Source organism: Pseudomonas sp. QTF5 (assembly GCF_000512695.2).
GTDB lineage: Bacteria > Pseudomonadota > Gammaproteobacteria > Pseudomonadales > Pseudomonadaceae > Aquipseudomonas.
Map to the genome: position 1 here is coordinate 23105 of NZ_AZRW02000015.1, position 15879 is coordinate 38983.

Annotated in this window: 13 protein-coding genes; 6 read left to right on the forward strand and 7 right to left on the reverse strand. The window is 57.0% G+C overall.

The genetic code is table 11. The features are described from left to right. Window positions 1-162 precede the first annotated feature (162 nt). Entirely contained in the window at window positions 163-2637 is a 2475-nt protein-coding gene (locus IC37_RS14070; RefSeq protein WP_030130244.1) for a UvrD-helicase domain-containing protein, read from the reverse strand. A 278-nt stretch (window positions 2638-2915) separates the two neighbouring features. Here IC37_RS14070 and IC37_RS14075 point away from each other — a divergent pair, with 278 nt between their 5' ends. Beyond that, on the forward strand, window positions 2916-3611 hold the full coding sequence (locus IC37_RS14075) for a pirin family protein (protein WP_030130245.1): 696 nt from the start codon (window positions 2916-2918) through the stop codon (window positions 3609-3611). A gap of 208 nt (window positions 3612-3819) precedes the next feature. Here IC37_RS14075 and pgm read toward each other — a convergent pair whose 3' ends face one another. The 4 genes from pgm to IC37_RS14095 form a co-directional block, all read right to left on the reverse strand. Beyond that, window positions 3820-5466: a phosphoglucomutase (alpha-D-glucose-1,6-bisphosphate-dependent) gene (gene pgm / locus IC37_RS14080; protein WP_030130246.1), complete on the reverse strand. Its 1647-nt coding sequence runs from the start codon at window positions 5464-5466 to the stop codon at window positions 3820-3822. Between the two features lie 110 nt (window positions 5467-5576). Next, window positions 5577-6977 carry a PLP-dependent aminotransferase family protein gene (locus tag IC37_RS14085; RefSeq protein WP_030130247.1) on the reverse strand — a complete coding sequence of 467 codons (1401 nt, stop codon included), beginning with the start codon at window positions 6975-6977 and terminating at the stop codon, window positions 5577-5579. Window positions 6978-7044: 67 nt separating this feature from the next. Continuing rightward, window positions 7045-8535, reverse strand: a complete 1491-nt coding sequence (locus IC37_RS14090; RefSeq protein WP_030130248.1) for a hypothetical protein — start codon at window positions 8533-8535, stop codon at window positions 7045-7047. Window positions 8536-9100: 565 nt separating this feature from the next. After that, window positions 9101-10123, reverse strand: coding sequence for a zinc-dependent alcohol dehydrogenase family protein (locus tag IC37_RS14095; protein ID WP_030130249.1), 1023 nt, complete (start codon window positions 10121-10123; stop codon window positions 9101-9103). Between the two features lie 268 nt (window positions 10124-10391). On the opposite strand from IC37_RS14095, the gene IC37_RS14100 reads away from it, so the two are divergent. Continuing rightward, window positions 10392-11306, forward strand: coding sequence for a LysR family transcriptional regulator (locus IC37_RS14100; protein ID WP_007896187.1), 915 nt, complete (start codon window positions 10392-10394; stop codon window positions 11304-11306). A 62-nt stretch (window positions 11307-11368) separates the two neighbouring features. Here IC37_RS14100 and IC37_RS14105 read toward each other — a convergent pair whose 3' ends face one another. Further along, window positions 11369-11704, reverse strand: a complete 336-nt coding sequence (locus IC37_RS14105; RefSeq protein ID WP_030130250.1) for a hypothetical protein — start codon at window positions 11702-11704, stop codon at window positions 11369-11371. Window positions 11705-11781: 77 nt separating this feature from the next. Continuing rightward, window positions 11782-12171 carry a helix-turn-helix domain-containing protein gene (locus tag IC37_RS14110; RefSeq protein ID WP_030130251.1) on the reverse strand — a complete coding sequence of 130 codons (390 nt, stop codon included), beginning with the start codon at window positions 12169-12171 and terminating at the stop codon, window positions 11782-11784. Between the two features lie 112 nt (window positions 12172-12283). On the opposite strand from IC37_RS14110, the gene namA reads away from it, so the two are divergent. The 4 genes from namA (at window position 12284) to IC37_RS14130 (ending at window position 15681) form a co-directional block, all read left to right on the forward strand. Beyond that, window positions 12284-13324, forward strand: a complete 1041-nt coding sequence (gene namA / locus IC37_RS14115; RefSeq protein ID WP_030130252.1) for an NADPH dehydrogenase NamA — start codon at window positions 12284-12286, stop codon at window positions 13322-13324. Window positions 13325-13386: 62 nt separating this feature from the next. Then, complete coding sequence (locus tag IC37_RS14120; protein ID WP_030130253.1) at window positions 13387-13770, forward strand: nuclear transport factor 2 family protein; 384 nt, start codon at window positions 13387-13389, stop codon at window positions 13768-13770. A gap of 209 nt (window positions 13771-13979) precedes the next feature. Then, window positions 13980-15008 (forward strand): alpha/beta hydrolase, encoded by a 1029-nt coding sequence (locus IC37_RS14125; RefSeq protein ID WP_030130254.1) that lies wholly within the window; start codon window positions 13980-13982, stop codon window positions 15006-15008. A gap of 289 nt (window positions 15009-15297) precedes the next feature. Next, a complete protein-coding gene (locus IC37_RS14130; protein ID WP_030130255.1) occupies window positions 15298-15681 on the forward strand; it encodes a nuclear transport factor 2 family protein in 384 nt (127 codons plus the stop codon). Window positions 15682-15879: the final 198 nt, after the last annotated feature.

Here is a 15879-nt window from a genome sequence, read left to right on the forward strand (position 1 = left end):
GGTAGCGTCTCTGTGGCGAGCGAGCTTGCTCGCGCTGGGCCGCGTAGCGGCCCCAAAAATCTGAGAACCATCGCCGATTTTTGTGAGTGCTGCGCACTCAAGCGGGAGCAAGCTCCCTCGCCACAGGTTTTTCTGACTCCCTTACGTGAACAGCATCAGGGATCAGGCCGGCACTTTTCCCTGACGATGATCAACGAAGAACGCCTTGCCCTTGCCGATCCGATCGGAAGCCTTGGGCATATTCGCAGCCGAGGTATCTTGGCCATCGACATACCAGTAGCAATGACTCACCGCCCGAGTGATGCCCACGTAGGCCAGTCGCAGGATCTCGTCTTTCTGCGCGCTGTCATAAGGTTCGCTGTCACCAGCCTTGCCGAGTCCGGCCATGCGATAGACCTGGTTCTTGTAAGGAGAACTGGTCAGATGCTGGCAATCGCCCAGCAAAAATACCGCATCAGCCTGCAGGCCCTTGGCGCTGTGATAGGTCAGTTGTTTGAGCCGTCGAGCGTCGTACGGCAAGCTGGAATCCACATTAACTACAGACTGAATATGCTCTTCTATCAATGACTTATCGCTGCTTTTTCGATAAAGCATCAAGATTGAATCGCCTTTTCTATAATGCTCGATCAGGCGCTGGGCCATGCCCTGGTCATCCCGGTCGAGAACATTCACTGGCAGCAGCGTCTTGGGTTCACCACTGGCCTTGGCCTTCTTGCCGGCGATCGCCGGTGCCGCGCGAACGATATGCTCCGCCGCATCGATGATGTGCTGATGGCTGCGGTAATTGTCGCTGAGCATTACTTTGGTCGTGCTCGGCGACGGGAATTCCTTGTTGAACTCCATGAAGTAAGTCGGTGAGCTACCGCGCCAGCCATAGATGGACTGCCAGTCATCACCGACACAAAGCAATGACGAACGTTGCGCGCCGCGCCCCACATGCATGGCCGGTCCGCGACTGCGGATCTCCGCCAGGCTGGCGCGAATCCACGAAACGATCTGTGGTGACACGTCCTGAAACTCGTCAATCATCAAGTGCGACATTGGCCTGAGCAGCTCATCGCCCAGCAGCTTGAGATTCTCCGGCGAATGCTCGCTGAACAAGGCGAACATCCGGTTGTAAGTCATCACCGGTGGCGATTGATCCAGCAGATGATCTTCCAGCGCTCGCCAGAACAGGCTCAAGGCCTCGAAGAAAAACCGGTCCGGGTCATCCTTGGCGAAACTCATCTGGCCCACGGCACTCGGCACATCCAGGCCGAGGTTTTCGATAAATCCGGCAGCCGCGACAAAACAGTCCAGCAATGGCGCGGAACCGAGCTCGCCCTTGACCTTGTAATCAAAGCCCGGCCCAGCGCTGGCGTCCCCGGCAAGCGATGCCAAAACACGCTTTGAAGATTCATAACTGTCTAGCCATATCAAAGGCTTACGACAGAAAGCTTGAAACAGGGTGCGCTTTACAGCCCATTCTGCGCGCACTGAAAGTTTGGCATTCGGACGACTGACCTGAGGATTTTCCCGGGGATCGAAACCCAGCACCACCCAAGCGTCCAGCGTTGGAATGTAGCCGTGGCAATGAAAGGTCGAGCCGTTGATGTCGAAGGTCTGACGATTCGGTTCGATGCCCTTGATCGGCCAGGCGCCGGCGCGAAACCACAAGTCTTCGATTGTGTCGCACAGTTCTTCATCACGCTTGGCGGCGAGCTCTGTCACCGCCATGCGTTTCTGCACGTCCGGGTGATCACGTTCCAGCTCCTTGAGCTGCAAGGCATGGCGAGACAAAGGTTTGATCAGTTCGCGAAAGCGCTCATCGCGAGTGTGCAGGCTGTGATAGCAGGCGTTGAGCTGCTGACGCTGGGCGTCGTTGATGCGCAGGTCGAAGGGGTTGCTGTCGACCTCCTCGTCGCCGCTTTGCACGCGGTGACTGAGGTTTTCGAAGGCTTGTAGCCGCTCGAAACCCGGCAGACTGCGGACCATCGGCAGGATGCGCGAATGGAAAGTGCGCACCAGATCGCGCGCTTCTTTAAGGCTGATTCCCCGGCCCCAGACTGCAAACAGCTCGATCAGTTTGTTGATGAAGTCCTTGCGCGATTCGCGGGTGAAGGTCACCACGGTCATCGAGCTCAGCTCAAACCCCAGGTAATGACTGAGCAGCAGGATTCGCAGCACCAGGGTGGTTGATTTGCCCGCGCCCGCCCCGGCGATCACCGAGGTCGACGGTGTGTCGCTGAAAATCATCTTCCATTGGGCGACGCTCGGCTGGGCATGCACGGGCAGCAGTCGCGCCACGTCGGCCTTCATGCGCTTCTTCAGCTCAGCACTCAAGGGTAGGCGCCAATCGTCGAACAGATTGTCATCGACGTTGGGCGGTCGATGCTCGGTTGAGCGCGAGTCGCGAATCAACAGAACCTGCCGACCTTCCTCCAGCCCCTCGAGTTTGCCTTCCTTATAGCCGTATTCCACACCGGCGCTGTGGCCGCTGCGAAAACCGTCGGCTTGCCCGTGCAGCCAGGACGCACGGTGTTGCGCGCGCAGGCGGGTAAGGCCGTGACCAAAGAACCGGGCGGCCAGACGTTTGAGCAAAGGCATTTCAGCCAACGGACGAAGTTCGGGAGGAAGATGGGGGGTGTGTTGCGGCACGCGGACGGACTCCAGGGTGTGAGGCTGTTGAGGGCTATGGTGTCTGCATTTGCCGTTGAGTTCTAGTGAAATGCTTACAGGTCATTGGCTTATGCGATGAAGTGAAGGCTAGGTGAGAATGTTTGGAGGTGATTTTATATCGACTAATTAGATTGTATTTAGGCATTTTTTACGCTTTTTATCGATGAGTTCCTGATAGATGATGCTCGTCATCAACCACCGGTTCTCGTTTGTGGCTCAGGCGTTCTGCCCATGACGAACCTTTTCAGGAGACGATCATGCTTGAACTCAGACCCTTCAACTCGCTGGGCGGCGCGCACCATGGCTGGCTGGATGCCCATCACCACTTTTCGTTCGCCGAGTACTACGACCCCAAGCGCATGAACTGGGGCAACCTGCGGGTGTGGAACGATGATGTGATTGCCCCCGGTACCGGCTTCCCACAACACCCGCACCGCGACATGGAAATCATCACCTACGTTCGTGAAGGCGCGATTACCCACCAAGACAACCTCGGTAACAAAGGCCGCACCGAAGCGGGCGACGTTCAGGTCATGAGCGCCGGTACCGGGATCGCTCACAGTGAGTACAACCTGGAAGCGACCGAAACCCGGATCTTTCAGATCTGGATCATCCCCAACGAAGCCGGTTCGGCACCGTCGTGGGGCGCCAAGCCGTTCCCCAAAGGCGAGCGCGAAGGTTTCGTGACTCTGGCCAGCGGCAAGGCCGACGACGATCAAAGCCTGCACATTCGTGCCGATGCGCGTCTGGTGGCGGCGAATCTGAAGGCCGGTGAATCCGCGGAGTATCACTTGGACAGCGGCCGTCGTGCTTATCTGGTTCCAGCCACTGGCGTCATTGAAGTCAATGGCTTGCGTGCACAAGCTCGAGACGGTGTTGCGATTGCCGATGAGCAGGTGTTGCATGTGACCGCGATCGAGGACAGTGAGATTGTGTTGGTGGATGTGGCTTGATGCGGTAATGCGGAACAAAAAAAGGGGCGACCGTTGATGGTTGCCCCTTTTTTTTTCATTTTCACTTGTGGCGAGGGAGCTTGCTCCCGTCCGGCTGCGAAGCAGGCGTAATCCAACCGACACGGTATAGCGGCTACACCACGCTAACCGATTTGGGGCCGCTTCGCGCCCCAGCGGGAGCAAGCTCCCTCGCCACAGGGGCCCTCAATCACTTCGCAGAAATCGCGCCATCCACCAAGGCCTGAGCTTCCGCCACCAACTGTTTCAGGTGATCGTCACTGACAAAGCTTTCCGCGTAGATCTTGTAGATATCTTCAGTGCCCGACGGCCGCGCCGCGAACCAACCGTTCTCGGTCATGACTTTCAGACCGCCGATGGCCTGATCGTTACCCGGTGCGTGACTGAGGATGCTCTGGATCGCTTCGCCCGCCAGTTGAGTCGAGGTCACCTGGTCCGGCGACAATTTACTCAGCAGCGCTTTCTGCTCAGGGTTCGCCTTGGCATCGACCCGTACCGAGAAAGGTTCGCCCAGCTCATCGGTCAATGCGCGATAGGCCTGGCTTGGATCACGGCCCGTACGAGCGGTCATTTCGGCGGCCAGCAATGCCGGAATCAAGCCGTCCTTGTCGGTGCACCAGACACTGCCATCCTTGCGCAGGAACGACGCGCCAGCACTTTCTTCGCCGCCAAAACCGAGGGATCCGTCGAACAGGCCGTCGGCAAACCATTTGAAGCCGACCGGCACTTCATACAAACGACGGCCCAGACGCTTGGCAACACGATCGATCAAGCCACTGCTGACCACGGTTTTACCCACGGCCGCATCGGCGCGCCATAGCGGACGGTTCTGGAACAGGTAATCGATCGACACCGCGAGGTAGTTGTTGGGTGCCAGCAAACCGCCGGACGGGGTCACGATGCCATGGCGGTCGTGGTCCGGGTCACAAGCAAAGGCCACGTCGAAACGCTTTTTCAGACCGATCAGGCCTTGCATGGCGTGGCTGGACGATGGGTCCATGCGGATCTGCCCGTCCCAGTCGACGGTCATGAAACGGAACGTCGCATCGACTTCTTTATTCACTACCTCTAGGTCCAGGCGGTAGTGCTCGGCAATCGCCGACCAGTAGCGCACCCCTGCTCCGCCCAGCGGATCGACACCCAGACGTAGCTTCGCATCGCGGATGGCGTCGAAGTCGATCACGTTGATCAGGTCAGCGACATAGGTGTTGAGGTAATCGTGACGATGGGTGGTGCTGGCCTTCAGGGCCTGCTCATAGCTGATGCGTTTGACGCCGGCGAGTTTGGCCGCCAGCAATTCGTTGGCCTTGGCTTCGATCCACTTGGTGATGTGGGTATCGGCCGGGCCACCGTTGGTAGGGTTGTATTTGTAGCCACCGCTTTGTGGCGGGTTGTGAGACGGCGTGATGACGATGCCGTCCGCCAGGCCCGAGGTGCGCCCACGGTTGTAGCAGAGAATCGCGTGGGAAATGGCCGGCGTCGGCGTGTACTCGTCGCCTTCGGCAATCATCACCGTCACGCCGTTTGCCGCCAGGACTTCCAGAGCGCTGGCACCGGCCGGCGTGGACAGCGCGTGAGTGTCGATGCCGACGAACAGCGGACCGTCAATGCCCTGGGCTTCGCGGTACAGGCAGATCGCCTGGCTGATGGCCAGAACGTGCCATTCGTTGAAACTCAGATCGAACGAGCTACCTCGGTGTCCGGACGTGCCGAAGGCGACGCGCTGGGTAGAAATGGCTGCATCGGGCTGGCCGGTGTAATAGGCCGTTACCAGTCGCGGGATGTCGACCAACAGTTCTGCCGGTGCCGGTTTGCCCGCAAAAGGACTGAGTGTCATGCAAAACCTCTGAGAGAGTGTGGTTCGGGAATAGGACGCAGTTTACTGACAGTTGGACCATCGCGCGACGTTATCAATTGTCAGGTATCGAGGGTGTTTGGCGCGTCGGATCAGTCGATCGATTCCAGGCGCAAGGCATCCCCCAACAATCCCAGTGCCTCGGCCAGGTCGTGATGACCACCGAAGGTGTGACTCAGGCGCAAATGCTGCCCGTGCAAGCCCCCCAGACTGAACAGCTCCCCCGGCGCAATCACCACATGCTGCTTGAGTAAACGCTCGAACACTCGATGCACATTGACCTGGCGCAACGAGCGGATCCAGATCGTCGCCCCGCCCTGAGGCTCAATGAAGTGCAGTGCATCGGGCAGGCGCTCTTCAAGCAACTGAGTCATCTGCACCATGCGTTCCTTGAGCAGTCGACGCAACACCAGCAGGTGTTGATCGATGCGTCCATTGCTGTACAGCCGTGCAATGGCTTTCTGACGAATCAGCGACAAACGGAAAGCGCGTAGCAGAAAGTGCCGTTGCAGTTCGGCACGCAGTTGTCGCGACAGCAGATAGCCGAAGGGCGCCTCCGACCCGATGATTTTCTCGAATGTGGAAAACACGATCAGCCGATCCGGGTCCAGCAGATCGCGAAACCGCAGGCCATTCGGCTCGAATTCCAGTTCGCCGTAACAATCGTTTTCCAGTACCCAACTGCCATGTCGTTCCAGCAGCTGTGCGGTGGATTGCCTGTTGCTGTCAGGCGCCACACTGCCCCGGGGCATGTTCAACCCCGATGAAAGCACCACCAGGCGCACTCGCCCGGTCTCGAGCAACTCCGTCAACTGCTCAAGATCCAGACCGCCATTGGCTTGTAATGGCAGCTCGATCACCTGCACGTCCGCATCCCGGAGCAGGCGCAGAATCACCCAGTCGCACGGCGATTCGACCACCACCACAGCGTCTTTGAGGCCAAGGACCGCAATCAATATTTCCAGTACGCCACGCAAGTCGGCGCCGATATAGACATCATCGGCATGCCAGCAACGTGTCGGCGAAGTGGTGTAGCGCGCCGCCAGGGCTGTGCGCAGCTCCAGCTCGCCGCACGGTTGCGAAGACGGTTGTGGCTGGCGCGGATACTGGCGCAGCAGTTCTCTCTCCAGCAACAGCAACGGGCTATCCAGGGGTTGTAATAACGCCGGCTCATCGGCACTCAGCACCAGCATGCCGGGACGCCTGGCGTTGACATAAACCGTTTCGAGCAGGTCCTTGCCGCTGCCGGGTATGCCGATTGAGGACACGGGTAGTGCGTAGTAGCCGGATTTGGCCACCGAATAGACGCGCCCCTCCTTCTCCAATAGCGAATAGGCGTACTGAATGGTCGAGATCGACACACTCAGGCGGTGCGCCAACTGTCGCAATGAAGGCAGGCGCACTTGCACGTCACTGCCCGGCTCATTGATCAGGTTAGTCAGGTAACGGTACACCGCCTGGTACGCAAAATCGGTATCTCGTGGCCCTTTCATGGGGAATGGCCGAACAGGCTACGAACGTCGTGACGCATCCTCGCTGAATCCGTCAAACCTGGCACTTTCACCGCCCCGTCGACCATTCGCCAGCCACGGACGTTTCATTGTCTGGTTCCACGACGTCTGCTTGCACACCCATCTCGCCGCTTCCCGTGCCGCCCCCCCTGCCCTCATCCCGAACCACCGGAGCCATGCGGTAAAGCGTACCGATCAGACTCACGGGCAACCCGCTGACGTCGACCATCCACTGCAGAACCTGCTCGGGTGCAGGTCCGCCCTGCATCGCCCGGTGCAAGTCCGGCAACGCCACGAGCATGCCGGGATGGCACTGACGAAGAAAAAGCTCGAGTGCCGCGCCGTTATCGACAAAAGGGGCAAACAGTAGACACACCAGTTGAGGCTCGCTCAAACCGAGGTTCTGTTGTGTTTCGATCGCCACCAATGCGCGCTGGCCGGCCATTGTCATCGGGTTGCCGAAGGTCTCCATTGCCCGTTCGCAAAAGCGTTCTGGAAGCTGTTTGCGACGCATCATCACCAGCGCCCGCTGCAAGTACTCGCTGATGCCTATCTCGTAGGTACGACCGTCTACAAAGCACGCTTGCAAGCCACGAATGTGCGCGGATATCGTCAAGCTGACGTAGTCGTTATCACTGAGCTGAGCCGACAACTCGTCAGGTTGAAATCCGAGGAAATCGGTGAGCAGTGGCCAGCGCTCTTCCAGATTGCTGACCAGCATGTCGTGAATATCGATAAAGGTCGTGCGGCGACACGCTTCAAAACGATCGGCGGGACGCCACGCCGCCTGGGCAGACTCAGGATAAAACTCGCGGTAGCAATCGCTGCCCAATTCATCGAGCCGCGCGAACAGGCCCTCGTAGCTCGTCTCATGACGGTCCGGTGCCTTGAGCCCGGCCTTGGCCGCTGCACGGTTCAAACCCTCGAGAAACTGTTTCTGCCGACGGGGCGTATCGCTACTGATCAACGCATCGACACCCTTGTCCCAGCGGGCGATTTGTCCGTAAAACTCGCCGGTCGCCAGGTAACCGTCGTCCCACAAATCAAGCGGCCCATCCCAGGCGCGGCGGTGTCCGACCATCAGCAAGTTGAGCCGGTTCGACTCGCGACCGGCTTCGGAGATCGACGCCAGATGGTTGAACGGCAGGACTTCACGATTATCGGCCATCAACACTTCGACCCGGGGATCGTCATAGAGAAACAATGCACTGCAGCTGCGATGGATGTTTTCCAGGGCCGTGGAAGCCGTACCGTTCAAGCGCAAGGTCGCCACCCGCAGCTGAAACGTCGCTGGTGCCCGGCCGGCGATACTCAGTTGCGCCGCGCGCAGCAGCGCCAGCGTGTAGCAGCTGTCGCGGGACCCGGACTGGATCGCCAGCACCTTGTAATCGCCGATACGCTCCATGCCCCCAGCGGACATCACCAGCCGTTGAATCAGCAGTTGCAATGCCGTGCGCTCGGCGCGAGAGAAAAAACCCAGCAAACGCTGCAGCATTTGCTGATAAACATAGTTCATTGCCTGATCATGGGTAGCGGTCATCGTTATTTACCTGTGACTCATAAGTTCAATGCCACGCCAACAATCAAATGTATTGCGCGACAGGTTGCTTGTCATGAATGGAATGCCGGAGTTGTTATTCAAATGCTAGCACTTAAGTATTGTGTAATTATTTGAAATGATTGAACGCCGCGGGTACCCCAAGGAGGTCAAGATCGCCGAAACGCCCGACAGAGCTGGCGCCTCGCGTTCCTGCGCGCCGTCCTAGGAAATTTCCGACAGCGTCCCACAGACACTTAATACAAGAAATAAAGAAAGAAGTTGCCAATAAAGGTATGACAACTGAGCGTCGCCGCATTATTTGTTGAGCATATATTGCCGGCGCGCATTGAGGAGTTCCAGCCTGATACTCGGTCATGGCTCTTTCCTTGAGATGAAATTAATCATTCAATTATCAGGGCTTAAATAATGATTAGAAGATACAGATTGAGAGCAAAAACCAGTTCAGTTGCTGAACCGGCCCACCGACAGATCGATGGAACGTCTCATTTGGGAGTGACTGCCAGCAGAAGAGCCCGTGTTCACACGGACTCTTGCAGAAGAAGGCTCAGGCAGGTTCGACCTGTAGGGCGACCCGCTCGCGACATGGGCATTCGTCCATATAGCGGTGGGCTTCGACAAATTCGGAAAACGGGAACACCCGGGTCTTGAGCGGCAGCAGCACACGGTCCGCGGTCAACTGGTTGATGTCGCGCAGGGCACGTTGCAGTGCAGCCTGGTCCTGGATGATGCCCAACTCCGGCTTGCCGGTGAAGTTGCCGATGCAGTGCACGAAGAACTGAATGTTCTTCTGGAACGCCGCACAGGCCGGGAATGGCGTCTGGTTACCCCCTTGCAGGCCATAGAGCACCAGGCTGCCGCGAGGCGCCAGCACATCGCCGAGCAGCGACATCTGCGGCCCGCCAAGGCCATCGAACACCACATCCACACCGCGATTGTCGGTAATTTTGTTGATCCGCATGAGCAGATCTTCTTCCTCGGTAACGATGACCTTCTCGGCGCCGAGGGACAGCAGGTACTCACGCTCATCCGCGGTTTTGGTCGCAGCGATCACCCGCACACCGAGGGCTTTGCCCAGTTGCACGAACGATGGCCCGGCGCAGTGACTGGCGTCGGTCACCAGGGCAAATTGCCCGGGTTTGACTCGCGCCAGATCGGCGTAGGCAAAATAAGCGATCAATAGCGGCGTGTAGTGCACGCTGGCTTCGATCGGGCTGAGCACGTCCGGGTAGCGGGTCAGCGCCGAGCGCGGCAGAACGATCTGTTCGCCGTAAACCGGGTAGTCGTTGGGGCTCTCGGCCGGGAAGCTGGCGACCTTGTCACCAACGGCCAGGTCATCGACGCCTTCACCGACCATCGTGACCACGCCAGCCATTTCATGACCAAGGCCCGAAGGCAGACGAGCATGGGACGAGGCCAGGTTCTGGCGCCAGAGAATGTCGTACCAACTGATGCCTATCGCTTCGACGCGCACCTGCACTTCGCCCGGCGCAGGCAGAGCGGCCGCATGCTCTTCGCATTTGAGCACCTCGGCTGGACCAAACTTGTGAAAACGGATCGTGCGGGACATCGCAAACCTCGTCAAAGTAACCTCTAATACCCTGAACTCTATCTGGGCTTTCTACCCAAGACCATCAGTGGCTATTAATAGTCGACATGCCTGTCATTGATTCCGCAGCGACGGCGACATCATCCAATGCCGTAAAAACCGAAGCAGCCTTTCAGAAAAATCTGAATTACCCTGTGCAGAGTACCAGCCTTTGCCCGTAAGATTCATGCCGGCCATTGTTCTCATATGACCGCTCACGTCAAGTTTGCTGAATCTGCCAGGACCCCAGATGAATCGTAATGACCTGCGTCGTGTCGACCTGAACCTGTTGATCGTTTTCGAAACACTGATGCACGAACGCAGCGTGACCCGCGCTGCGGAAAAATTGTTCCTCGGCCAGCCGGCCATCAGTGCGGCGCTCTCGCGCCTGCGCGGGTTGTTCGATGACCCGCTGTTCGTGCGCACCGGCCGCAGCATGGAGCCTTCCGCCCGGGCGGTGGAAATCTTCGCCCTGCTCTCGCCGGCCCTGGATTCGATTTCCACAGCGGTCAGTCGCGCGGCGGAATTCGACCCGGCGACCAGCACCGCGGTATTCCGCATCGGCCTGTCGGACGATGTCGAGTTCGCATTGCTGCCAATGCTGCTCAAGCGTCTGCGCGCGGAATCGCCGGGGATCGTGCTGGTGGTGCGTCGGGCCAACTACATCCTGATGCCGAGCCTGCTGGCTTCGGGCGAGATTTCCATCGGCGTCAGCTACACCGCCGACCTGCCAGCCAACGCCAAGCGCAAAGTGCTGCGCCGCAGCATGCCGAAATTGTTGCGCGCCGACACGGTGCCGGGGCCGTTGAGCCTGGATGATTTCTGCGCCCGCCCCCACGCTTTGGTTTCGTTCGCGGGCGACCTGAGCGGCTTTATAGATGAAGAGCTCGAGAAGCTGGGGCGCAAACGGCATGTGGTGCTGGCAGTGCCGCAGTTCAATGGGTTGAGCACACTGATCAGCGGGACTGATATCGTGGCCACTGTCCCGGACTATACCGCTGAAGCGTTGACTGCAGCCGGTGGCGTTCGGGCGGAAGATCCGCCGTTGCCGGTGCGCAGTTTTGAGTTGCATATGGCTTGGCGCGGGTCGCAGGATAATGACCCGGGTGAGCGGTGGTTGAGGTCGCGGATTCAGATGTTCTTCGGCGACCCTGAGAGTCTGTAGGCGTCGTCGGGCAGGCTGTTCATATGATCATTTCTGCCTTTTCATAGGCCATGGAGATCCATTCACTTCCAGTGGATTGCTACATTTGGGGGCATATTTGAGGGCATGCTTTGGATGGTTTGAAAACGGTGCCCCCAGCTCACGGAGTAACGCTCAGCAAATCCACGGATCGTCTTTCCCAGACTCGGTTGCCACACTTCATCGACCTGCAGCGTCGAATGCTTGAGCTGCATGTAGCAAATCCGCGGCGCGCTTTCTTGCTCAGTGCTCCCGTAGTATTCAGCGATATCGTTGAGCTGCTCACCCACTTCAACCTGCTCTCCGCCAGGAAACTCTGTGGTTGCAGCTTCCTCGATCGTAATGGCTACAAGACCTGATTGCGGTGCGAGTAGCTGCAATGCGCGGCGTGCCGCCCATAGATAATGATTTGCCCAGCCCCGCGCATCGGTTGCCAGCGTCGCGCTGCGCTACAGACTCAAGCTAGAGATTCGAACTTATCGTCATCGACCGCAGATCGCCGGAGTTCCAAGATCGTGCGCTCATGCACAGCTCCCCACTCTCGCATAGCATTCACCAAAGGCGCGAGAGAGTTACCTAATTGTGTGAGCGAGTACTCTACCTTGGGCGGTACCTCGCGATAGATTTCGCGATGAATAACCCCGTCAGTCTCCAGCTCTCTCAGCTGGAGTGTCAGCATCCTCTGAGTGATGTCTGGTATCAGGCGACGCAGCTCGTTGAAGCGCTTCGTTCCTGACATCAGGTGAAACAGTATGAGCGATTTCCATTTTCCACCAATGACATCGACAGTAAACGCGACGGGGCAAGCGAAGGCCTCAATTTCATCCTGAGGATTACATTTTTTCACTGTTATCACCATGGTATAAAAAGTGTGCCTACAGCACAAAATTGTGCGTACTTACACGCATGTGCTGCTTACGCTAGCATGATTCCATACTGACCACTATGGAATCCGCCAGATGAGCTTGCTGCTATCCCCCCATGAAATTAAAGGTCTTAAACTGAAAAACCGCGTCGTAATGTCTCCCATGTGCATGCACATGGCAGCGGATGATGGCTTTGTCACTGACTGGCACCGCGTTCACTATGGAGCTCGTGCTCTGGGTCAGGCGGCGCTGATTTTTCCCGAGACGCTGGCTATTCAGGCTGACGGTCGTATCGGGGCCGGTGACCTTGGTATCTGGAGCGATGAACACGTTGTCGGCTTGAAGGCTCTAACAGAACTGCTTCACAGCTTTGGTGCAAAAGCTGGCGCTCAGATCGGCCATGCGGGGCGCAATGCTGACCTGCCCGATCTCATTCATATCGCACCATCGGCGATTCCGTTCACGGAAACCAGCCCTGTTCCTCGCGAACTCGCGGCTGATGAAATCCCGGGATTGGTTAAGCTCTACGGCGATGCCGCACGGCGCGCCAGCGACGCCGGATTCGATGTACTTGAGATCCATGCCGCGCACGGTTACTTGTTGAGTGAGTTTCTCTCGCCGCTGGCTAATACCCGCGACGACGAATATGGCGGTGATGCCAAGCGTCGCTATCGCTTCCTACGCGAAGTGCTGGAGGAGGTCAAAACTCATTGGGGGGATCGCCCTCTGTTCGTTCGCATATCCAGTTCTGATTACGCCGAAGGCGGAAACACGCCCGAGTCGTTCCTTGAATATGGTCGCTGGATGAAAGAGCAAGGTGTTGACCTGATCGACTGCAGCTCCGGCGGAATCAAGATGGTCAAGGTGCAGACCTACCCAGGTTATCAGGTACCGGCCGCTGAATTACTGCGTAAGGAGTTGCATATTGCTACAGGTGCTGTGGGTGTGATTCAGAGTGGGCGTCAGGCTGAAGAAATCTTGCAAAACGGCCGAGCTGATCTGGTGTTCGTGGGGCGCCAAATGCTGCGAGATCCATTCTGGGTACGCACCGCTGCAGATGATCTAAAAGAAATCATTGAGATACCTGCCGCCTACACACGCTATGGATCTGTCTGGCTTGATACCAAAGCGTGAAGCTTTTTTCGCATTAATCAAATCAATGATCAATAGCAACCCATTGATGCTGGAGCAGAAACATGACCAAGCCTACTTACGTACAAGAATACCAAGCCATCACCGAGGTGCTGAACAAATACATTGAGGGCTGCAAGCAGGCCAAGAGCAGCATCATGAAGCCAGCTTTCAGTGAGCTAGCGACCATGTTTAGCGTCGATGGCGACGGTAAGCTGGAGGGTGGCGCGATTCCAATCCTGTTCGATGGGATCGACAAGGGTTTCCGCCCATCTCCTGACGCACCGGCAGCTATAGTCCGCGTCGAGGTCGTCGGTACGGCGGCTAGCGCTCGCATCGACGCTAACGACATGTCCGGCATCTCCTTCACCGACTTTTTCCATCTTTTGAAAGTGGATGGCAATTGGAAGGTAGTCAGCAAGATCTTCCACACCCACGTCGCGCCTTAAATCACTGTCCTCCTTGGGTATGCGGTGGGGGGACGAGGCTCCCCAGCATGCCTGTTATGTTTTGTTTGCGGACTAGCGGCAATGGTACTGAGGTACGGCACACGAACTGGAAGCGTTGCCTTCAACTGCCTGATTAAAGATGCAACAAAAATATGAAGTAGCTCGCTATTTAAAAAGATGCATACACATAGGTAATTCAGAGAAAAATCATGAAAACCCTCACCTCCGCTCTCGCTCTTACTGCTGCGACCCTTTCCCTTGGTAGTGCTTTTGCAGCTATCCAGCCCGGCGTTGAACACAACACCGCAAAATTCTTGCAGTCCCTTGAAGGTGGTAAGACGCTCGACTCCATGACGCCGGCCGATGCACGCGCCGCGCTGGTGGCTGCCCAGGCTGCCCAGGCTGCCTCCCAAGTGGCCTTGCCGGCGGCTGATGTCAGTGAGATGACGATCCACGTCAACGGTAGCAACCTGAAGCTCACCATTGTTCGGCCGGCCGGTAGCGAACAGAAGACGCTGCCCGCATTTATGTACTTCCACGGAGGCGGCTGGGTCTTGGGCGACTTCCCGACCCATGAACGGCTGGTGCGTGATCTGGTGGTAGGCTCGGGGGCGGTGGCGGTCTTTGTAAATTACACCCTCTCGCCTGAGGCAGGATACGGCGTCGCCATCGAACAGGCCTATGCCGCGACAAAATGGGTGGCAGAGAATGGCAAAGAGATCAAAGTAGACGGCAAGCGCCTCGCCGTAGCTGGCAACAGCGCAGGCGGGAACATGGCAGCCGTGGTTGCCTTGATGGCGAACAAGAAGGGTGAACCAGCACTGCGTTCGCAAGTGTTGCTGTGTCCGGTTACGGATGCAAATTTCGACACGCCATCGTACAAGGAGTTTGCCGACGGCTACTTCCTGACGAAAGATTTGATGGTGTGGTTCTGGGACAATTACACACCCGACGCCGAGGCACGCAAGCAGATTTACGCTTCGCCGCTGCAAGCGACGACCGCGCAATTGAAGGGATTGCCGCCCACGCTGATCCAGACCGCCGAATTCGATGTCCTGCGCGATGAAGCTGAAGCTTACGGCCGCAAGCTCGACGCTGCGGGTGTATCTGTGAAGTCGGTACGCTACAACGGCATGATTCACGATTTTGGGCTGTCGAACGCATTCAGCCATCTGCCAACGCCCCGCACCGCGATCGAGCAGGCATCTCAAGAACTCAAGACCAGTCTGAGCAAGTAGTTTCAAAAACGAAGAGTCCGCTGGTCACGGTGAATCGGCGGAATTCATTATTGAAACCACACCCTTGGTTTCATTGCGAAGCTACAGCAGCACCAAAGTTTTGCAGAACACCTGTTGTATTTTTTGCAATTGAGCACACATCAATAATCGCAATCTTTATTAAATTAAGAGTGAACAAATGAAAATTACTTCTATCAAGAGTTTGTTTTTTGTCGCCCTAATTTCGAGCTTGGGCGCTATTGCTCAAGCAGATAACCTACCGAGTGAGCAACAAGTCAGTAGTACAGTAGTGAGAAAACCTACGTACGTAGAAGAATACCAAGCTATCACTGAGGTGCTTAACAAGTATATCGAGGGTTGCAAGCAGGCCAAGAGCAGTATCATGAAGCCCGCTTTCAACGAACATGCGACGATGTACAGCGTCGGCGCCGATGGCAAGTTGGCAGGCGGCGCGATTCCAATCCTGTTCGAGGGAATCGATAAGGATTTCCGTCCGTCCCCTGACGCCCAGGCCGCTATAGTCCGCATCGAGATCATCGGTACTGCGGCTAGCGCTCGCATTGACGCTAACGACATGTCAGGCATCTCGTTCACTGACTTCTTCCATCTACTGAAAGTCGAAGGCAAGTGGACTGTGGTTAGCAAGATTTTCCAAGCGCATGTCGGGCCTTAATTACTTGAGCCGTCCGGCAGCCTTCTGCTCGACTGTCGGATGGGGGCAAAAATGGGGGCATAACTCATTTTTTTCTGTCTGAAACTACCGTTCTAGAGCTAAGTCAAAATGTTCTTTGGGGACCCGGGACAGTCTTTGAGAGGGCTTTCAAACACCCCTGAAAGGCCCTGCTTAAAGGGCCTGGCCGCGCTTTAACTT